Source organism: Brevibacillus choshinensis (assembly GCF_016811915.1).
GTDB classification, from domain to species: domain Bacteria; phylum Bacillota; class Bacilli; order Brevibacillales; family Brevibacillaceae; genus Brevibacillus; species Brevibacillus choshinensis_A.
Map to the genome: position 1 here is coordinate 3,634,668 of NZ_CP069127.1, position 20,140 is coordinate 3,654,807.

At 42.3% G+C, this 20,140-nt stretch carries 16 protein-coding genes and 4 pseudogenes; 11 read left to right on the forward strand and 9 right to left on the reverse strand.

Annotated features, from left to right (window positions below):
• Nucleotides 1-15 precede the first annotated feature (15 nt).
• The 5 genes and pseudogenes from JNE38_RS18315 (at nucleotide 16) to JNE38_RS18335 (ending at nucleotide 4,705) form a co-directional block, all read left to right on the forward strand.
• Nucleotides 16-1,728 (forward strand): tyrosine-type recombinase/integrase, encoded by a 1,713-nt coding sequence (locus tag JNE38_RS18315; protein ID WP_203255077.1) that lies wholly within the window; start codon nucleotides 16-18, stop codon nucleotides 1,726-1,728.
• 14 nt (nucleotides 1,729-1,742) lie between these two features.
• Complete coding sequence (locus JNE38_RS18320; RefSeq protein ID WP_203255078.1) at nucleotides 1,743-2,264, forward strand: hypothetical protein; 522 nt, start codon at nucleotides 1,743-1,745, stop codon at nucleotides 2,262-2,264.
• Nucleotides 2,265-2,356: 92 nt separating this feature from the next.
• The gene (locus JNE38_RS18325) at nucleotides 2,357-3,304 is read left to right on the forward strand and encodes an ATP-dependent DNA ligase (protein WP_203255079.1); all 948 of its coding nucleotides are present in this window, start codon (nucleotides 2,357-2,359) and stop codon (nucleotides 3,302-3,304) included.
• A gap of 32 nt (nucleotides 3,305-3,336) precedes the next feature.
• Nucleotides 3,337-3,738, forward strand: coding sequence for a VOC family protein (locus JNE38_RS18330; protein WP_203357628.1), 402 nt, complete (start codon nucleotides 3,337-3,339; stop codon nucleotides 3,736-3,738).
• Nucleotides 3,739-4,111: 373 nt separating this feature from the next.
• Nucleotides 4,112-4,705, forward strand: a pseudogene (locus tag JNE38_RS18335) (SOS response-associated peptidase).
• Here JNE38_RS18335 and JNE38_RS18340 read toward each other — a convergent pair.
• The 3 genes from JNE38_RS18340 to JNE38_RS18350 form a co-directional block, all read right to left on the reverse strand.
• The gene (locus JNE38_RS18340; RefSeq protein WP_238933366.1) at nucleotides 4,692-4,979 is read right to left on the reverse strand and encodes an SDR family NAD(P)-dependent oxidoreductase; all 288 of its coding nucleotides are present in this window, start codon (nucleotides 4,977-4,979) and stop codon (nucleotides 4,692-4,694) included. The pseudogene JNE38_RS18335 and the gene JNE38_RS18340 overlap by 14 nt on opposite strands.
• 145 nt (nucleotides 4,980-5,124) lie before the next feature.
• Nucleotides 5,125-6,501: a sensor histidine kinase gene (locus tag JNE38_RS18345; protein ID WP_203255080.1), complete on the reverse strand. Its 1,377-nt coding sequence runs from the start codon at nucleotides 6,499-6,501 to the stop codon at nucleotides 5,125-5,127.
• A 26-nt stretch (nucleotides 6,502-6,527) separates the two neighbouring features.
• Nucleotides 6,528-7,214, reverse strand: coding sequence for a response regulator transcription factor (locus JNE38_RS18350; protein WP_203255081.1), 687 nt, complete (start codon nucleotides 7,212-7,214; stop codon nucleotides 6,528-6,530).
• Nucleotides 7,215-7,359: 145 nt separating this feature from the next.
• Between JNE38_RS18350 and JNE38_RS30715 the strand changes: the two genes are divergently transcribed.
• The 3 genes and pseudogenes from JNE38_RS30715 to JNE38_RS30720 form a co-directional block, all read left to right on the forward strand.
• The gene (locus JNE38_RS30715) at nucleotides 7,360-8,298 is read left to right on the forward strand and encodes a C40 family peptidase (RefSeq protein ID WP_238933367.1); all 939 of its coding nucleotides are present in this window, start codon (nucleotides 7,360-7,362) and stop codon (nucleotides 8,296-8,298) included.
• Nucleotides 8,299-8,532: 234 nt separating this feature from the next.
• Complete coding sequence (locus JNE38_RS18365) at nucleotides 8,533-9,750, forward strand: IS110 family RNA-guided transposase (protein ID WP_203357630.1); 1,218 nt, start codon at nucleotides 8,533-8,535, stop codon at nucleotides 9,748-9,750.
• Nucleotides 9,751-10,082: 332 nt separating this feature from the next.
• Nucleotides 10,083-10,223, forward strand: a pseudogene (locus JNE38_RS30720) (NlpC/P60 family protein); the annotation flags it as partial.
• Between the two features lie 22 nt (nucleotides 10,224-10,245).
• On the opposite strand, the pseudogene JNE38_RS18380 reads toward JNE38_RS30720, so the two are convergent.
• The 5 genes and pseudogenes from JNE38_RS18380 to istA form a co-directional block, all read right to left on the reverse strand.
• A pseudogene (locus tag JNE38_RS18380) lies at nucleotides 10,246-11,672 on the reverse strand (HAMP domain-containing sensor histidine kinase).
• The gene (locus JNE38_RS18385) at nucleotides 11,669-12,355 is read right to left on the reverse strand and encodes a response regulator transcription factor (protein WP_203255083.1); all 687 of its coding nucleotides are present in this window, start codon (nucleotides 12,353-12,355) and stop codon (nucleotides 11,669-11,671) included. Before JNE38_RS18385 ends, JNE38_RS18380 begins: the two are co-directional and overlap by 4 nt.
• A gap of 138 nt (nucleotides 12,356-12,493) precedes the next feature.
• On the reverse strand, nucleotides 12,494-13,366 hold the full coding sequence (locus JNE38_RS18390; protein ID WP_203255084.1) for a PepSY domain-containing protein: 873 nt from the start codon (nucleotides 13,364-13,366) through the stop codon (nucleotides 12,494-12,496).
• Between the two features lie 1,417 nt (nucleotides 13,367-14,783).
• Nucleotides 14,784-15,287: an ATP-binding protein gene (locus JNE38_RS18395; RefSeq protein WP_238933369.1), complete on the reverse strand. Its 504-nt coding sequence runs from the start codon at nucleotides 15,285-15,287 to the stop codon at nucleotides 14,784-14,786.
• 48 nt (nucleotides 15,288-15,335) lie between these two features.
• A complete protein-coding gene (gene istA / locus JNE38_RS18400) occupies nucleotides 15,336-16,580 on the reverse strand; it encodes an IS21 family transposase (protein ID WP_203255085.1) in 1,245 nt (414 codons plus the stop codon).
• Between the two features lie 87 nt (nucleotides 16,581-16,667).
• Here istA and JNE38_RS18405 point away from each other — a divergent pair.
• Nucleotides 16,668-16,949: pseudogene (locus JNE38_RS18405) on the forward strand (Tn3 family transposase); the annotation flags it as partial.
• Nucleotides 16,950-17,336: 387 nt separating this feature from the next.
• Here JNE38_RS18405 and JNE38_RS18410 read toward each other — a convergent pair.
• Entirely contained in the window at nucleotides 17,337-18,314 is a 978-nt protein-coding gene (locus tag JNE38_RS18410; protein WP_203255086.1) for a C40 family peptidase, read from the reverse strand.
• A gap of 814 nt (nucleotides 18,315-19,128) precedes the next feature.
• Between JNE38_RS18410 and JNE38_RS18415 the strand changes: the two genes are divergently transcribed.
• Both JNE38_RS18415 and JNE38_RS18420 read left to right on the forward strand, forming a co-directional pair.
• Entirely contained in the window at nucleotides 19,129-19,470 is a 342-nt protein-coding gene (locus JNE38_RS18415; RefSeq protein WP_275296724.1) for a YidH family protein, read from the forward strand.
• A gap of 33 nt (nucleotides 19,471-19,503) precedes the next feature.
• Nucleotides 19,504-20,097, forward strand: a complete 594-nt coding sequence (locus JNE38_RS18420; RefSeq protein ID WP_203255087.1) for a prolipoprotein diacylglyceryl transferase — start codon at nucleotides 19,504-19,506, stop codon at nucleotides 20,095-20,097.
• The last annotated feature ends 43 nt before the right edge of the window (nucleotides 20,098-20,140 follow it).

The window sequence follows — 20,140 nt, forward strand, 5'->3', positions numbered from 1 at the left end:
AGAAGGACATAGAAAATGCGAACGTACATGCTGCCAGAAGACGTCGGATACAAAGAAAAACAGCATTCATATCCGGAGCAAATGATTAATATCATTGACCTATTTCATTCACATGAAATTTCAAAAGAAGGAACCAATTCATTTGAAGGGGACGCATGGGATTTAACTGTATTAGCCGGAACCTCAAAATCAAGAGTAAAAGGAGCCTTTACCGTTAAGTTTGACTCCTTTCAGGATTGGTCTAAGCCATTCTGTAAGGCATTTATTGCACACCTATTATTCAAGAAATACTCCCCCACTACCTTGGTACGAAATACACTCGAGTTAAAATCGTTTTATTGGTTTCTTAGAGATTACTATCCCGAAATGACGAGTATATACGAAATAAATGAGTCAGTCATTCAGGGCTATATACATTATTTGATTTCCATGGAGAAGGTAGATCATTATAAGCAGCGAAGGTATGCTGTTCTAGAATTCTTTTTTAGTTGGCTAAAAAAAGTATTCAAAGAGGATTTTGATTTTCCTGTTTTACCAAAACAGCCGTTTAAAGATGATTCAATACGATCAAAGACTATGATGGATGAGGAAGAAAAGGCCGTCCCTTTTGAGGTTTGCCAACAGATCATGAAAGCGGTGGGAGTAGAGGAAGACCTCCTAAAGAAAAAAATAGAATGTAGTAACAAGAGATGGGAAAAAAACAAAAATTGGAGACCTAAGCCAACGCATAGCTTCAAAAAAAGACATCTTCTATATTGTCAGGTATTAAAACTTTTAATGGCCACTGGGAGAAGAATTTCACACATTCTAGATTTAAGCTCCACTCCTTTATTAGAAGGAAGGGACAATGATGCTGATGGTGTGTGGATGGTATGGGATGAAACAAAGACTGGACAAGGTCATCAAAAGGTTTTTATTCCCGAACCGTTAGCTACTATTGTACGGGAATCGATTGGCATTTGCCTTGAGCTTTCAGAAGACTATCGAGAAAGAGCTGATGACAAATATAGAGATATGCTGTTCTTGAGTGATTTTGGGCCCACACGTATATCCCCTCTTACACAGACCGGTTTTAGAAACTTCTTGAATGGAGGATATACAAGTGGAGTTCCTTTCGTTGAAAGGTACTCTATTCGCCATAATGGAGAACTATATCGTATTAAGTCGCATGGATTCCGTCATACACGAGCTACGCAACTAGCTTTAGGTGGAGCTGGTTTAGGTACCATACAGCATGATCTTGCTCATAATAGCGAAATCATGACGAATCGATATATTAATGGTACTGCTGTTGTCCAAAAAGAAGTGACAGAATTTCACAATAAGAAACTACTATTTGGTAAAGCACTCCCCATCTTATTTAGTGGGAATGACGCACCTGTTCGGAATTGTGGAACGTATACAGACGAAGAGTTGGCACTGTGGGAAGAGCAAGGTGCTTTTTTTCATCCTAATAAGTACGGGTATTGCATCCTTCCAATTGAAAATGGACCTTGTCCTACTGGAAATCCCTGTTGGATAGGATGTGAAAATGACAAAGACGTTGGATGTCGTTATCTTATGTACACCCCTTCAATATTAGCATCTATGGAAGCAGACATTACATTAGTTAAGATACGTTTGGAAAAGGCTCTAAATGAACGACCTAATTCTCCAATTGTGGGTCACTATCAATCTATTATTCGACGCTATGAATCAGTACAAGATCAGTTTAAGAAATACACATAAGGAGAATGTTAGTCATGGCAAACAATCGAATTATTCATGGTAAGAATACCCAGGTCAGGATTCAGGAGGCGTGGGACCTAATTATTCTAAATGGTAAACACCCAACGGTAACTGAATTCGCTAAGATGTCGAAGATCTCCTATAGTACATTTACTCATAAGTACAAAGATTGGGCAGATAAGGTTCGTGAAAGAAGAGACATGAAACGTGGAACTCGAAAACTCTCACCGGTTACCTTGCCCAAAAATACGGTAACGATAGAAACCTGGAAGCAAGCCGAGGATCAAATTAATGACTTACAAAAAGATTTGACCAAGCTAAGGAGAGAGCTTGAAAGAGTAGTGAAGGAACTTAAAGAGGCGAAACCTTTAGCAGCAAAGTCAGTAAAATTGGAAAGCGATAATAGCCGATTACTAGGAGCTATAGACTACCTCTATTCACAGCTTAAGATGAGAGGCGCCACCACTGAACAGCTTCAGTTGATCGTGAAAACTGTTCAGAAACATATTTTTCCTGTATCAATTTCTAATGAATAGTGAATGACGAACATTAATTCACAATTAGTTGGAAAGATTGTCTCCTAAATTGGGAACAATATCAATAAAAGCTCTCGAATTTAGGAGGAAGTATGGACTTTAAACCTATCATTCCATTTGAACCAATAAGTACTGATCGATTGCCTAGTGGCGAAAACTGGATCGCACAAATTAAGTGGGACGGCGTAAGAATGTTAACTTATTATGACGGCCGTAAGACAAGCCTAATCAACAGGAGATTAAATGATAGAACATTACAGTATCCCGAATTATTAGATGTAAAATCTTATTGCTCAAGTTCTTCCTTTATCCTTGACGGGGAGTTTATAGCTTTTGACAATAAGAAGCCGTCCTTTCATGAAATCATGAAAAGAGACAGCTTACGAAATAAGCAAAGCATCGATCTTGCAATCAACCAAACACCTGTCACCTACATGATATTTGACATTTTGTATTATAACGGTGATTGGCTTAATGAACAGCCATTAACTCAAAGGTATCAAATACTTGAACAAATTATTAATCCTCAACCACATGTACAGGTTGTACAAAATTTTTATGATGCGAACGCTCTATACGCGGTAATGATACAACACGAAATGGAAGGTGTTGTTTGCAAGGATCTTACTAGCACTTATGCAATTAAAGGTAAAGACAAGCGATGGCAGAAAAAGAAAATTTTTCGAGACCTCTTCGCTGTTATCGGAGGTGTAACACTTCGAAACGGAATTGTAAACGCGTTACTTCTTGGATTGTACAACGATGACGGAGAATTAATTTATATTGGGCATGCAGGTACTGGAAAATTTAGTAACAAGACTTGGCTTGACCTAACACAGATGATACGACCCATAATCATACAAAATAATCCTTTCAGTAATCAACCTGAAAGAAATAAAGATGCTATATGGGTCAAGCCTGAGATCGTTGTCAAAGTGAAGTTTATGGAATGGACACTCGGCAAGATAATGAGGCATCCTAGTGTTCAAGCTATTGTTAACACCCCTGTATCAGATTGTTCATTTCCCCAAAACCAATAAGTTTTATTTATGACACCACAGCAACACGAGGGCTGCTAAGGCTCCCTAGTACAATTTCGGAAACGTTGTTGGATCGACTCGTTGTGTTCTATGAGAAAGTCACAGGTGTTTTGGCGAAGCGCCCCGCGCCTGTCTTCGCTGAGTTCGTTCTGCCATCGTGTACCCTGGCGATCGGCCACTCCCAAACGGTGCAACTGTTCGGCGCCGGTTCGCGCGCGGCTGACAACCACACCGTCATCATCGAGTTTCGCGTCCACGACGTTGATGCCGAGTACACGCGCTTGATGCCGCTTGTCGACGAGTGGGTACAGGAACCGACAACGATGCCATGGGGGAACCGCTCTGCACTGTTTCGCGCCCCCGACGGCAACCTCGTCAACCTCTTCGCTCCGGTTACCGAGGAAGCGCTCGAGCGGTTCAGCGGCAGGCCTTAACGGACAACGTTCCTACGCTAAGGGTAATGGATGGAGTTCTCGCCTGAAACTCTCCTGCCCGCCGCGTGGCGTGTCCATGTTGGAAGTATTCTCTGGTCGGCAGCTGGTGGTTGCAAAAGTTCTCGGGGACGTTAGTTGAATAACAACAGCGGCAGGTCTAAGACTTATTTTCTAGTCTTGGTCCGCCGCTGTTTCTTTTAACGGATAAATCTAAAACTTATCTTTCAAAAGGCGACGATTCTTCCATTCAAAAACCGTGTTAGATCAACGATTCCAGTCTAATATTTTATTTTCACCGAACATAATTTACTCCATTGCAATCTGGTTTATCACGTTATCAATCTGCTAAGATGGTCATAAGACGTGAATGAAGATGTGCGGACGATTTACCATTGTATTTGAACCAGAACTACTGATTCGACGTTTTGGTGTGAATGAGATTCCCTTCGAATGGAGGGCACTATACAATGCAGCTCCTGGGCAGAAAATCCCTGCTATTATTGAGGACAAAGGGGAACGACGTTTGGGATAACTAAAGTGGGGGCTGGTACCATTCTGGGCAAAAGACGAGAAAATCGGATATAAAATGATCAATGCGAAATCGGAGACCATACAAGAGAATCCCGCCTTCAAAAATCTTTTCGCACGTAAACGCTGCATTATACCTGCGGATGGTTTTTACGAATGGAAAAAGGTCGGGAAAGCAAAGCAGCCCATGCGTATTATGATGAAGAGTGGGGAGTCGTTCGCGTTCGCAGGTCTATTTGATTCATGGACGAGTCCAGAAGGGGAAAAAGTGCACACCTGTACAATCATCACAACGCAGCCGAATGGAGTTGTATCTGATATTCATGATCGCATGCCTGTCATTTTACGAGAACAGGACGAGCATTTATGGCTAGATCGTGAGCGATTCGATTCTAACATGCTGCAGTCGCTGCTCGTACCCCCAACTATTGTTCACTAAGATATCGATAGTACCAAACTGTTTGATCACTTCCGCCACTGTCCTGTTGATGTCTTCCGGCCTTGCTCACATCACACTCCAGTGCCAAGTTTCTGACTCCCATTTCCTCTAGCTCCGTGGCGATCTGCTGGCAGTTATCCAGCTTGTGTGAACAGACTACGACCTCAGCACCGGCTTCGGCAAACGCTTTTGCGATATGCTCGCCTAGCCCTCTTCCTCCGCCAGTAACCAACGCTACTTTTCCTTTCAGGCCAAAACTTTGATGGATATGCATCATGAAACCTCCTCATAATCAATGATTTGGGTAAGGTTTGACATGCGATTCCAGACTTGTTGTCCATTTTCCCTTTTATTTCATTATTATTATCAGAATTTTTGAACTATAATTCCGAGAGAATATACTCTAGAAGAGGCAAATTCTATGAATCTGATTGTTCATCATCCGTTATTTTCAACAAGACCTGGACACATAATCCTTGTTGCGAAGAAGGAATGACTGTGATGCTTCCATCATGGTCTTCAACTATCGCTTGAGCAATCGCTAATCCGATTCCATTCCCTCCCCTTTTTCGGGTACGTGATTTGTCTACTCGATAAAATCGTTTGAATAGATGGGGAATCTCCTTCTCTAAGATACCGATCCCTGTATCCTCTACATGAATGTGAACCCATCTGCCATCGCGGTAAGCACGGACCCTTACTTGCCCTTCATCTGTGTATTTACGAGCATTGTCCAATAAAATGTCTAATAGCTGGCGAATGCGCTCACGATCCATGAGCAAGGATAGTGATTCTTCCCACTCAAAAGACAGCTTAATTTGATCAGGGAAGATCGGGAGCCAGGCTTGTTTTACTTCGAGAAGGAGTGGCGTTAATGGCTGCACTACTTTCGCTGAACCAAGATAAGATGCGTCCTGCAATTTTGCAAGAGACAACAGGTCATCAATGAGTTTAAAAAGTCGTTTACACTCCTGACTCAAAGCAGCAAGCGCTTCCTCTCTTACCTCAGGCTTGTTCTTCCCCCACCTCTGCAGAAGATGCACATATCCTTCGATGATAGCAAGCGGGGTACGCAACTCGTGGGAGGCATCTGTCACGAACTGCTGCTGGGATACCAAAGCTTCTTCCATACGATCCAACAACAAGTTAAAAGCGTTGATTAATTCATTGATCTCACTCTCCACATGATGATGATGAATTCTCTGTGTTAATTGCTTCGGGAAAATGGAATGGATTTGTTGGATCAGTTGATCGAGAGGCTTCAATCCCCACTTGCTTAACAGATAACCACCAATCCCTGAGAGGAGCAGAGTAAAAAAGGATGAGAGAAGAATGATCGTAAGCAAAATAGAAAAATACCACTCTAACGCTTCAGTCGTTGTGGTAATTTGTACAAACAGAAGTTCCGAATCGAAAGGTAGCTGAACGGACTCTCTAGCTACCAGGGTTCTTTCATAAAAATCTTGGGGTTCTTTATTCCAATTGGCCCCTTGTATAGAAGCGAGCTGCTTGCCACTTTGATCAGTAAGGATAATAAATTGATTGACATCAGCGTAATTGGTCAATAACCGAGTCAAATAAGTAACCCTGAGTGATGCTTCCTCGTTAATTTCCGTTTCTAGATCGGATGCGATTGCAGTGGCTTTTTGATTAAGCAACTTCTGCTCATGTTGGTAAACCAGATTGGAGGTACTAAAAAATATAAAAATGGACAAAAAGAGAACCAAAACCAGCATACCGGAGCTAAATAACAGTGTGAGTCTCGACTTTAGCGAGTGTCTCCGATTTTTGCGCACTGTGATCACCCTAATTATCAGATTTTTTATTCTCGTAGCGTATACCCAATGCCTCGAACGGTATGAATCAGTTTTATCGATGCATCGGTTTCAATTTTGTTACGCAAATACCGGATATACACGTCCACAATGTTTGTGTTTCCCATAAAGTCAAATCCCCAAACGGAGGTTAAGATTTGTTCCCGCGAAAGGGCCTGCTCCTTGTGCTGCACCAGGTAATCAAGCAAATCAAATTCGCGTGGTGTTAACATGATTTCCTCTTCTGCAAGGTACACGCGCCGAGCTTTTGGCTGGATACGCAAATTGCCAACCAGAATCTCTTGGTTCGCTTTTGATTCCAAATGCCTCAATAATACCCTGATACGGGCAAACAGTTCTTCGATAGCAAAGGGCTTTGCGAGATAATCGTTAGCACCACTATCTAATCCCGTAACAATGTCAGGAACTTCACCACGAGCGGTAATCATAATAACTGGCACATCCTTGACTTCCCGGAGCCGTCGGCATATCTCTATCCCTGATAACTCGGGCAGCATGACATCCAAGAGGATTAGGTTATAATCATTCGCTAGGGCTTTTTCTAATCCAGTCGGCCCATCATACTCCACATCCATAGAAAACCCTTCGTTCTCTAGCTCTAGCTGTAAGTATCTTGCCAAGTTCCTTTCATCTTCAACTAGTAACAAGTAGCCTTTGCTAGCTTGCAACGACATGTGAATCATCTCCGTCAGAATATCTTACCAACAGTCTTCTCATGAAACTCTCATGATATTCTACTGGGACTCTTAGTTTTCTTCTATACGATAAAAATCGTGGATGAGAAACACACAACTAGACCACACATTCAGAAGGAGGAACATGATGACCAAGCGAAACTGGAAAGGTAAAACTAGCACGGTAGTAGCCCTTTTAATGGGAACTTCTCTTCTAATGGGCGGACAAGCCTATGCGGCTTCTGAGAAAATCCATCACTCCACTACGCAGCATAAACAGCAGAAACATTCCAAGACGCATCAGAAGAATCACCTAAAGAAGGACGTCAAACAATCAAATAACCAAGCTGAGCAAAACGTGGATGATGGTCAAGACAACGACCAGGCTAAGTATCAGGTCCATGATATCAACCATCTCGAGAAGAGGCAGAATAACAATCCAACAAACGATAATAGCAATACCGAGAAAAGGCAGAATGACAATCCAACAAACGATAATAGCAATACCGAAAAGATGCAGAATGACAATCCAACAAACGATAACAAAAATACACAGAATAATCAGAGCAAAAAAGGTGCAGCTCCATTGAATCTAGACACCAGCATCGCAAATAATGCAGATCAAGCGTCAGGTGCAATCGCAGATACTTCTATTCCAACAACTACAAAGAGCTTTGCTACGTCCACTGCCAGTTCTTCTTCCAAAACGGCCGACCAAGTGATCTCGGACGGACTGAAATACAAAGGCGTTCCCTATAAGTTCGGTTCTAGCAAAAATACAACGCGTTCATTCGATTGTTCTTCCTTTACTCAGCGTGTTTTTAAACAGGCAGGAATTAATCTACCACGAGATTCTCGCCAACAGTCTAAAGTAGGCAAGCAAGTATCGAAGAATCAGCTGCAAAAGGGAGATCTTATTTTCTTCCGCAGCTATGGGAGTTCTTCTTCCCGGATTACTCACGTTGCGATCTACGCAGGAAATAACACATTGCTTCACACTTATGGCAAAGGTGGAGTTACTACCTCAAAATTCGCAGGTACTTCCTGGGAGAAACGATTTGAGATTGCAAGACGCGTCATTTGATGATCATGATAGATACATGCAAAAAGGACAGCTGCAACGGCTGTCCTTTTGCGTATTTCGCTTCCTAACTCTTTTTTATCGTCCGATACTTTTGCGATAGCTTTCGCCAGGAAGTCCGCGTAATACTCAGAGCCCTCTGGATTGAGATGGACTCCGTCTTTATAAAAGAATGAATCCTCCAGTACTTGCTGCGTACCAGTCGAGCAAAATGGTTTGCGGGTAAGTGGCTGCCACCTGTGCCGTTGCGCCGGATTGGACGTACATCAGGAAACCATTGTAGCTTGTATGATGTATGAACCGTTGGATAAAAGGGCCAAAAAGGAAATTCGGACATTCGGTACAACAACAAAGGAACTTCTTCAACTGCAAGACTGGCTGACAGAATACAATTGCTCGGATATCGCTATGGAAAGTACAGGAGTCTACTGGAAGCCGATATGGAATATCCTCGAGGGTTCTTTTCATCTTTGGCTTGCCAATCCTCAGCGCATCAAAAACGTTCCCTGTCGTAAGACAGACATGAAGGATGCCGTTTGGATTGCCCAGTTACTTCGTTGTGGATTAATAGAAGCTAGCTTCGTTCCACCAGAAGACATTCGGGATCTACGAGATCTTACTCGGTATCGACGTAAATTGTTGGGCGACGCCACCGCAGAGAAAAATCGGGTTCATCGCATCCTTCAGGATGCGAATATTAAGCTAACTACGTACGTTTCCGATGTTTTTGGTATATCTGGACGAGCCCTGCTCGACTCCCTCGTCAACGGAGAAGTACTTGATCCTCAGCAAGTTGAACAAAAGGTAAAGACTAGTTTAAAAAAGAAAGTCCCCCAATTGATCGAAGCACTGAATGGTCGTATACGACTCCATCATCGCAAGATGATACAAAAACATCTCAATCACCTCGCATACTTGGAGAAAGAAATCGAAGTATTAGAGTCAGATATCGCACAACTTCTTTCTCCCTTACAAGAGGCTTTCGATCTATTAGTAACCATTCCCGGCATTCAAAAAGATGCAGCGGCGGGCATCCTTGCTGAAATCGGTTGCGATATGTCAATGTTTCCTTCGGAAGGGCATTTAACTTCATGGGCAGGAGTGAGTCCTGGAAATAACGAAAGTGCGGGCAAAAAGAAAAGTACCCGCACACGAAGTGGGAACAAGGGACTGAAGTCCAATCTTTGCCAAGCAGCGTGGGTCGCATCAAAAGCAAAAGGCTCGCGACTCTCCTCCTTTTACCATCGCTTAGTCAAACGACGAGGCCCTAAGAATGCCAACATGGTTGTATCCCATTTACTTTTAAGGATCATTTATCAAATGCTACTCCGTAACGAACCTTACAGTGAGTTGGGTTGGGATTACCTTCCGCAGAAAGAAAAGAGTGTGGACTACTGGGTTCAACGCATCAAAACTTTAGGTTATAGCCTGAGTCTTCAAATCGAAACTGCTTAAAAAATGCCTTGCGATTCGATTTTTCTCTCGAAATAGGAGAGCTTTTTTGCTGTGCCTATTTCCGGATATTCATTTTCGTATAAAACTTTATTTTCTCCGAACAACTACCCCATTAGGGAGATCCTTACTTGGAACCCGGTACAAATTTGGAGCAAAACCTTATCCCCGTACCCATCGATTTGATTGTTCGTCTGTATCCAATATATTTTCGGCCAAAACGGGGTTCATCTGCCTAGAACAAGTAGAGCACAAGCAAGAATTGGCAGGTTAATCAGACAAAATCAAATGAACCTGGTGATCTCCTCTTTTTTAGACGGGACAGGTATTCTGGCAATCGTATTGGTCATGTTGGAATGGATATAGGCAATGGTAGAATGTTAAATACCTACAAGTCACCACCTGGAGTCACTATTTCTAGATGGAGCAGTCCATATTGGCAGAGAAGATACGCGAGGGCAAGCGAAGTTCTATAAAAACGAATAAGCAGAGCCCGTTTCAAAGAGCTCTGCTTTCCTTTTCGTCCCCGTGCTGAAAATGAAGAAACACACTCGTTCCCTTATGCTCTTTGCTCTCCAAATGAATGGTTCCCTTCACAGCCTCCATCAATCGTTTTGCGATCGATAAACCCAGACCGTTCCCACCCTCAGACGGCTCCTCGCCTTGTCCACGCGATAAAAGCGATCAAATACATGCGAGATTTCAGCAGCCGGTATTCCCTCTCCGTAATCGCTAATGATAATGAGCACTTCGGATTCCGTCAGCTTTCCCTTGATCTCAACTACTTTATTATCACATGAGTATTTGATTGCATTATCAATAACAATAGACAGCACCTGCTCCAGATGATTGGGATTGATGTTGATCTGAACATTCCTGATGCTTTCAATCTCCACATCGAAAGTATACTCAGGATAGAGCAACATGAAATTTTGAATCGTATGGGAAATCACCGAACCGGGATAGATGCGTGCTACCTGTTTTGCACCAAAATCTCCATCTGTTCGACTGAGCTCCAGCAATTCTTTGACCAATGCTTTTAGGCGCCTGCTTTCCGTGAGGGCAGCATTTATTGATTCGTCTAATATTTTCGGGTCGTTTTTCCCCCAACGCTGCAAGAGAGAAAGATGGCCTTCAATCACGGCCAGAGGGGTCCGCAATTCATGTGAGGCATCCTCTACAAACTGGTTTTGCTGCTTGAATGACAATTCCAGCCGATTCATCATTTCGTTGAAGATGGTGGCCAGCTGCGACAGTTCATCCCCGTTATCCGTAAACTCAACTCGGTGAGTATGTCCTGTCTTTCTTACGATGTTCATCGTCTCAGCCAGGGACTGCACTGGCTTAATAACCTGTCGTGCAATGAGAAAGCCTCCTGCTGCACTAAGTACGATCGATCCGCTCCCTGCAAATAACATCGTCAACAGCAAGAGATTATTCAGTGAATCGAAGCTCTCCAGGTTGCGAACAATTTCAATCGTTCCTTGAAATGGACTTGATCCGAATGGACAGCGAATGACAAGCAACTTATCCTCTCCGTAACGGATTAGTTCAAAGGTTTGCGTAACCACTGTCCGGGGAGCTACCCAATTGGCAGGAACGTTTTGACTTAGCGTGATTAGGGGCTGACCTGTGTGATCGAGGATCCGGATCAGCTGGTTTTCTTCATTCAGCCTTTCGAGAAATGAGGTGGTCTTTTGAAGCTGGGAGGGTGACAAGGAATATGCTTGATCATCCATGTAACCTACGATTTCAACAGCCAGCTTTCGTATATTTTTTTCCTCGAGATTATTCACCCATACATTCGTGACGATATACTGAATCCCGCTGTAAAAAAGAAAAAGCGAAAATAGAATCAAGGAGCTTCCTATTGTGATTTTCCACTTTAATGGCATTTGCATGAATTTGAAAAGTGCCTTTTTCATTGTCTCATTACATACCCTGTTCCACGTACTGTCTGAATGATGCTTTCCTCTTCGGGAAGGTCCAGTTTGTGCCGTAGATAACGTACATAGACATCCACTACATTGGTTTCGACCTGAGTTACATACCCCCAGACCTGCTCCAGCAAAATCTCTCTTGTCAGAACGCGGTTGATATTTTTAAGAAATACCAACAACAGTTCATATTCCCTCTTCGTCAGCTCGACTGCCTCATCATTTCGCTTGATGATTCTCGCATCCATATCGATGATCAGATGCTTGTACAATAAAACGGCCTGTTCGTGACGATTCTCTGTGCCCAACCGACGAAATAGGGAGCGGATACGAGCAAACAGTTCCTCGATCGCAAATGGTTTGGATATATAATCATCTGCGCCGCTATCAAGACCGGAAACGAGATCCATAACGTTATCCCGTGCTGTCAAAATAATAATAGGCGTTTTTTTATTGGAACGAATGCGCCGACAAATCTCCATTCCGTTTAAACCAGGCAGCATGAGATCAAGCAAAATAAGATCCCATTCCTCCTGCAGCGCCTTGTCCAATCCCTCCCGACCATCGTGGACGACTGTTACCTTATAGCCTTCATGATTGAGCTCCAGCTCGATAAACCGGGCAATGTTCAGTTCGTCTTCGATTACTAATACCTTTTTCCTGTCTACCATTTCCACTCCTCCCCTTCACTCGGTCAAGCCATGTATAGCTTCACCGGATACAGAAACTGGAATACAAAAAGGCCAAAAGCAAGAAAAACATCTCCGGGACTTGTTCTCAGTCCCCGGAGATGTTTGCCCACGACTCAATTAGTCTTGATCTTCCTGTTCCTCATTTTCACCCTTGTCATCCTGCTTGTCTTGCTCTACCTTGAGAATTGCTCCCGAATTGGCATCTACTTTTACTTCGTACTCTTGTTTGTTGTCAGTGAACACAGCAACGGTATAAACAATGGTTCCATCTTCGTCTTCCAGCTCAATAGAGTCCAACGTACCTGGTTGTTTCTTCATGGCAGCATCGATTGCCTGCTGGAGGGTAAGCTTTGCAGCCTGAACGACTTGCAGACGTTCTGTGTTGTCATCCACTTCTTGATCGTTGTCTTTTGAGTCTGTCGCTTTGTCGTCCTTGATGACCTGTTCATCATCATGGTCGGTTTCCGCCAGACCGATGTTCACGATCAAATCGGTTTCCACATCTACATCTACCTCATAGGCTTGACCATTTTGAGCCGTAATTTCTACGCGATACACTGGCAAATCTCCCAGATCGCCTTTTCCAATAGCACCCTCAAAAGAGGCGGAAGCTATTTTTTGCGCTTCTTCTAGGGAAATAGCCGCTTCCTGATCATCGTCAGCTTCTAGTTGATCCGTTTCGCCCATGTCATCATTGGTTTCAGTATCCACGTCAGCTTGCGCCTTCAGGACCTTTCCCTTTTTGGCATCAACTTGAACCTCGTATTTTTTTCCAGCTACATCCACTGCGTCCAAATGGTAGGTCGGGATATGTTCCAGCTCAGCACCGGTTACGGTCCCATTTAACAGCTTTGAAGCAACCTCAATTCCGTGCTGCAGATCACTCGCCGCTTTCTCCTCTGCAAAAGCATTGTTCAGGGCAGCCCCACCAATGCCGCCGCCAGCAACCACTGCGGTTGCTAACGCGGTAACAAGCCATTTCTTATTCATGTTTCTTCCTCCTCCATTTCTGTAGAAAGGTTTTTTCCTACAAGTCATAGAGTACATGCCCAAAATGAATCTATAAGGAAAAACAGATTAGAATTCAATGAGAAATGAAATATTACTGTTCAAGTCGCCAATAAAATAATAGAGCTTTTTTGCTGTGCCTATTTCCGGATATTCATTTTCGTATAAATACTTATTTTTAGAAGACTGGCAATTTTCAATCTCATAAACCGCGTTATATCAAGCACCTCAGTCTAAAACTTTATTTTCACTGGACAATTACCACATTAGAATCATTGCAGCAGTTGAACCAAGTTTAGCAATAAAGCAGATTAACACCTTAGCGTGGTAAAAACTGGATTTATCGTATGGCTATACCCCCTTGTGTCAGCAAATCTACGTTATGTTGGCCGTACAATTCCATTTTATCGGGCTCGTATCAGTTGCCAAGTTACCCCCATTTGCATCTTATATATCAAATAGAGCAAAGTGAGGTGATTAAAATGGCTCGAATTGCAACTGACATTGTAGTAATCGAGTTTACCCGTAGTACTGTGAATGGGCGACGGGTACGGACTATCTCGGCAGTTTGTATCATCGGTACTGCTTCACCGTGTAGGGTAGTAGTCGGTCGAGGTGTGGGCCCTGTTCGTCGTTGTTTGTTAAGGAACGGATTCCGTATTGTAGCAACGCATCGAAATGCGCTGGTCTTTGAACGTAGGAACTAAAATACAACGGTATCCCCACCGGTGTACCGTTGTACTCGAGTTTATGAGGTAGTTCGATTAAAACAAGGCGATCTTTCTGGTTCCTGACGATATCATTAAACATAAATTGAGAATGGAACAAGTTTGTCGTTCCATTTACTCTAACCCTATTTTAGTCCCTTCATAATGAAGGGACTATTTCGTTTGAATTAGACTTTATACATTGAAAACAATTTCTACACAAGCACCTATTGTAACGGTGAACATATAGTGTGAGTAGGAGTGCTGCCTATCCAATCCAAGTGAAAATGCCGATGACTTGGGTCCCTTCTGTGTAGAAGGGTTTTTTTTGCCTTCTCGAGTAAATGATACACAAAAGCGCCTACAGGGGTAACGACAACAAAACGCGAATTTCGAGCGATAAGGACTCGAACCACTAATAAACTTGGTTATTACATCGCCAAGACAAATCCGCTAATTGTATTAGGAGACATTAATAAGATTTAAAGTCAAACATGGATGTTCGACAAATGTAAATAAAGGCGAGGCAATGAACGCTCTTGCCAGAGCACTCTTTTTTGGCAAACGGAGAATTGTCAACATCAGTTTAAATTTCCCCAAATACATCAATTCAATTTTCCCCACTAGAGGGGACCGACAGGTCCCTAATCTAGAGATTGATCTTTTTCCCCAGGTATTTCTGATCTGAAGAATCATGCTTTCTTTTTTTCCTTGATCCGATAACTTTCTCCCTTTATATTGACCGTAATGATCAAGAGATCAGGCTTTGTAAAGAGACTTAGCTTGCGGCGAATCGTATTGGTTCGGTGTGCTTCTTGTAAGCTTTGTACCAAGTCATGAGCTGTAATAAAGTAAACGGAATATCGTTTCGAAATGGCTTCCATCGCTAAGACGACAGCTAAATGAGTTTTCCCAACGCCTGGCGGTCCCAAAAGGACAATGTTTTCTTGGTGTTCGATAAACTGCAGCGTAGCAAAGTCACGTATTCTTCTCTCATCAATGGATGGTTGGAACGAGAATTCAAACTGTGAAAGCGTCTTATGATACGGGAGTCGAGCTAAACGTGTTCGAGTGCGTATATACCGATCATTTTTGGCGAAGATTTCTTCCTGTAGTAGTTTGTCTAGGAATTCTAAATAGGATATATTTTGTTTTAGAAGCCTCTTCTGCATGTTGGTGGAGTACGTCTGGTACACGTACCCATCCGAGCTGCTGAAAGGCTAGTTGAAGTCGTTCTTGGAGGATCATTGAAGCTTCACCTCCTCGTCCGTCAATGCTTCATACACGGATAAAGAACGCTGAATCACTTCGGGTGTTGAATCGGAAACGAGACGGGGGAGAGGTTTGGGAACCATTTGACCGTTCGTTTTTCGAATCCCCTCGAAGTGTTTATTATTAACCGCTACGTGATACAGACCATCGCTTGCTTTTACATGTTCAGTGATGAGAGTGTTATCGTAAAAGAACCGTAAAACGCCATTTTTCTCATCTTGAATATGAACAAGGTACCCAATGTATTGAAACGGCACAGAGTAACGGTTTCCTTGATAAGAAACCAGGGAATCATTCGAAACCTTACGAGTATGTCTTTCGACATATTCATAGGGAATAGGATTTGCCCTTTTTAGTGTTTCCTTTCGAAGACGCTTCGATGGCATTTCATGTGTTGTGCCATGCATGCGTACATTTGTGACCGTATCAAGCCAGTGACGGACTTGCTGATTTAGGTCATTCAAGCCGTTGAATGTTCGGATACGTGGCCAAAAATTTTTTCTTATGTATGCGACACCATTCTCGACTTTTCCCTTCGTCCGAGCACGGTAGGGTCTGCAACGCTGCAAGATAAATCCATGATGGGTAGCAAGCCGAGCAAAGCGTTCATTCCAAATCACTTGCCCTCGCTCATCCTGGCCGATTACAACTGTCTTCATGTTGTCACATAAGCAAGTTTCCGTTATTCCCTCGAAGTATTCCATTGCTCGGGTATGGCATCCCATCAGCGTCTCCAGTTTCTCATTCTCTGTAAATTCGACGTACATCATACGAGAGTATCCAAGGACCATTACAAAAGCGTAGATCCGCTTTTTCTGTCCCATCCAATCAACACGGAATGTTCCCCAGTCTACTTGGGCTTGTTTACCTGGTGGTGTTTCAAAACGCTCAGTTGCCTTGGAAACGACCGTAGGTCGAATGGGATTCATGAACAGACCTAGAGTGGTTATTCCTCCCGAACACCCTTGCTCCTTGATTTCATCCAATAACACGATTGCGTTCAGACAACCTTCCTGCATTCTTTGGCGAATATAGGTCTTGAAAGGGTCTAGTATGCATCTATTCGATGGTTTTCGCTTGTAGATCTTTGCCTCTGATTCCTTCAGCCATTTACGGATTGTCTTTCGGTCTCTCCCTAACTCGTTAGAAATCTGAGTGATCGTCATTCCTCTCTGTTTCATATCCTTAATCACAAAAAACTCCCCATTCTTGACCAAGTTTCTCTCTCCTCTCGGAGAGATTGTCTGATGTAAGTGGGGAATTTTCAAATGATTATATTGAGGATTTTACAACTGATGTTCACAGAATTACGTGAGCGTGCCCTACAAGATCAGATTCACCGGGCAAGTGCGTTGAATTTTCTTAGCAATGCAATTCGCGTCTGGAATACGATTTATCTTATAGAAGCATCGAATGTGCTGAAGCAAAAGGGATCACTTCTGGAAAATCTGTTAAGCCACATTTCGCCTTTAGGATGGGAACATATCAACTTTCTTGGTGAGTACACATTTGATCAAAAGCGAAATGCTGACCTAAACTCATTCGAACCGCTCATACCAGTAAAAATCGAAGCCGGTAATCCTTGACGTACAGGATTCCGGCGTTTTTTCCGTCAAACATGGCTTAGCATACAAGATCCGCACTTATGCTGTACCCCCTCTTACCCTTTTAAATCGCCCTGGTGACGTACTCGTGGCGGCGGCCAAAGAGGAACACAGTAAGTAGTTTAGAAGGAGGAAATTATGTTCATTAGGTTAAGTGATACAGAACGAATGAACACATATCTAAGAGCAAAGGAGATAAGTTGTGACTCCCCCTTTAATTCTTAATTGTGGGAAGAACTTATACAAAGCAAAGGGAACTTTTCTTGAAAATGGGCTAAGAAAGCCATTTACTAAAGTTAAGTAATTGGCTTAATTATTTGTTTATAGAAAGGAGACGCTGCTTATGCGCCTACTGCGCTGCCATCTTCCTCACAAAACTTCTCTGGCGGTGACATACTTTCCCAACCAATAAGGACTTCTCCACCTTGTTATCGTTACGCCTGGCGGCGATTTGTAGGTATTTAACATTCTGCCATTTCCAATATCCATTCCCACGTGACCGATCCGATTATCGGAATATCTATTCCTTCTAAAAAAAATTAAATCACCTGGTTCTATGTCACGTTGCCTTCTAAATATACCAATTCGAGCTTGTGCTCTGCTCGTTCTGGGTAATGCCTCTCCATTTCGACCATAAATATATTGCATGTACGAAGAACAGTCGAATACTCCGGTCTTTCTATATGGTCCTGCTCCAAATTTATAACGAGTACCTTTCAAGGTTTTACCTAAATTGATAATCGGCCCTGCTTCAACATGAAATGTTATCTTACCTTTTTTAGGCTTAGATCGATTCATCTTTTGCATCCCTGTCCTAAAGGGAGTTGTAGGAATAGTCACCCGAATTCCTGATGATATCGGTTCTCTCAAATTTTTGTTAACAGAAAGAAGCCTCTTTACGGACGTATTTAATAAAGCGGCAATACTCCTGAGATCATCGCCCTTTAAAGTTACAAAAAAGCGTCCGGGCTGTCTAATGAAGACAGTTTTGTTGCGAATGTTTACTATTAAATCTACATCGAATAAGCGATTAACGGATCGAAGACTGATGAACTGTCTATTGTTGACATGAATAATCGTATCAATTGGAAAATGTATTCCTTCTCTTCTGGCAACTGGTCCTTTTTTAGGGATCGTTACAAACTCTGATCCATCTGTTACTGTAAAATTGTTTCTTGTACGATTTTTAATATCATATTCCAATATTTCCAAAACAGCATTCACTGGCAAATAATTGAGATTATTCCTTCTGACTAAATTAATGTTGCTAAATACCCTTCTTCGCCTTGTGAAATAATCCCTTTGAAATAATATTATTTTGATGTTTAACCGCCGTGTAAACGCCACCAGTACCCCTCCCCTGATAAAGTTCGCTCCATTTTATGAACAGAAGAACAAGTTCTCCACAGTATTATGGATATTTGGGTCGATTGACCGAGCCTCTTTCTAAGGAATGAGAAGACTTATGACCTGTAGAGGTTAGGGGAGAATAACCACCTAGGATAGGAGGGGAATAAATGCAGGGACGAAATAAATTACAGTATGTTGGGGTAGAGTTGTACCTTCCAAACGAGTCAATTAATAGGGTATAAAAATGCCCCTTCCTCAAAGAAGGGGCTTGGGGTGAATGGAATGAAACAGTAGAAGCACTGTTCCTCTTGCATGATATGAAGAAGGAATTAATAAAGAAACTGATCAATTGCCCAATTTATTGAAGTGAATATTTAAACTTCCGCTGAGCAGCGGAAGTAATGGAAAAGAGCAACGGACAGATAAAACCTTGTTTTGTAATCTGATCTGTAGGTTTTATACGGATTGTGGATTGACTTACCTTGTTTGCGCAGTACCAGTGTAGCCAAGGCTGAGGGCAAAGTATTTTGATGTGCTATGATATAAAAATGCTCCAAGTTTGTTTTTGGAATCATTTCAACATGCCAAATCCCCAAGCCATTAGATGGAAACAGCATTGTGACGCTTGATTTTGTTCCGAGACTCACACTTTGCAGACTTTTAGCATCGATTTTCTAATTTTTTACAGACGTTTGCGGATGGTAACAGCGAAGCAGGTATCACCCCGAAAACTCAGAAAGTGCACACTTCATAATCAACAATCAAAATCGACACGGAATGATAGTGGAGGGCCATCGATAAAGAAAAAACAATAGATTCAAAATATGTTCAGCAACATCTTACTTATGAACGTACATATCTTGCTAGGGTTCGGACCAGCATTACAATGGTTGGATTAGGATTCTTAGCTGCAGGAGTCGTGTTTCGTTCCAGTCCTTATACTCATTGGGGACATCTTCTTGCCGCTATCATTGGAATTGGATCTGTGATTTGTGGAAGTTTGCTTACGATTTTAGCTACTAAAGATTATTTCAAGAAGAGAGCTGGAATCAATCAAGAATCGTTTCGTTCCATTAAATTTACTGTCGTTATCGTTTCGATTGGGTTAACCCTTATTAATCTATTACTAATCGTACTGGTTATAATTCTCTAGTTATACTAACTATAAAGAAAGAAGTTAATTGGTTTGCATCAATACATTACATATCTAGGTACTTTCCCCATCCGTTTGTGCAGCATCCTTTTTGTTTTAGCGATTATTCTGAGTGTTGGGGCTACTCTCACTTTAGCCAAACTGCAGAAAAAAAGATCATCTGGCCGATCATCTGATGAACTTAATTGTCCCGATGATGATTGGAGCTATAATTGGTTCAAGATTTTGGGCTGTTTCTTCTTCGATTGGGAGTTTTATTCCAAGCATCCTGAGGAGATTATCGCCGTTTGGCATGGAGGATTATCTATTCAGGGGGGAATTGTGGAAGCGATTTTAGTAGGGATCTGGTATGTTAGAAAACACAAAATATCGTTTTGGAAACTGGCTGATTTATGTGCGCCAGGTCTCATCCTTGCCCAAAGTATTGGTCGTGATGCGAATCTAATAAATGGAGATGCTTTTGGAGATCCAACAGGAAGTAATTTTGGTATTTTGTATCCTGAAGGAACAAACTCCAGAACAACTTACGTAGATAAACCATTATGGCCAGCAGAAGTATGGGAAGGACAGATGGATATCATTATTTTCGCTCTTCTGATGATTCTTTTGCGAAAAAAATTAAAGTAAGGTTATTAATTCCTTGCTTACAATATCTTATATAACATTAGAT

Excerpts from the sequence above, each read along its gene's own strand:
- JNE38_RS18325 (WP_203255079.1), top strand. The coding sequence starts at position 2,357 with ATGGACTTTAAACCTATCATTCCATTTGAACCAATAAGTACTGATCGA.
- JNE38_RS18340 (WP_238933366.1), bottom strand. The coding sequence starts at position 4,979 with ATGCATATCCATCAAAGTTTTGGCCTGAAAGGAAAAGTAGCGTTGGTT.
- JNE38_RS18315 (WP_203255077.1), top strand. The coding sequence starts at position 16 with ATGCGAACGTACATGCTGCCAGAAGACGTCGGATACAAAGAAAAACAG.
- JNE38_RS18390 (WP_203255084.1), bottom strand. The coding sequence starts at position 13,366 with ATGAATAAGAAATGGCTTGTTACCGCGTTAGCAACCGCAGTGGTTGCT.
- JNE38_RS18320 (WP_203255078.1), top strand. The coding sequence starts at position 1,743 with ATGGCAAACAATCGAATTATTCATGGTAAGAATACCCAGGTCAGGATT.
- JNE38_RS18350 (WP_203255081.1), bottom strand. The coding sequence starts at position 7,214 with ATGTCGTTGCAAGCTAGCAAAGGCTACTTGTTACTAGTTGAAGATGAA.
- JNE38_RS18385 (WP_203255083.1), bottom strand. The coding sequence starts at position 12,355 with ATGGTAGACAGGAAAAAGGTATTAGTAATCGAAGACGAACTGAACATT.
- JNE38_RS30715 (WP_238933367.1), top strand. The coding sequence starts at position 7,360 with ATGATGACCAAGCGAAACTGGAAAGGTAAAACTAGCACGGTAGTAGCC.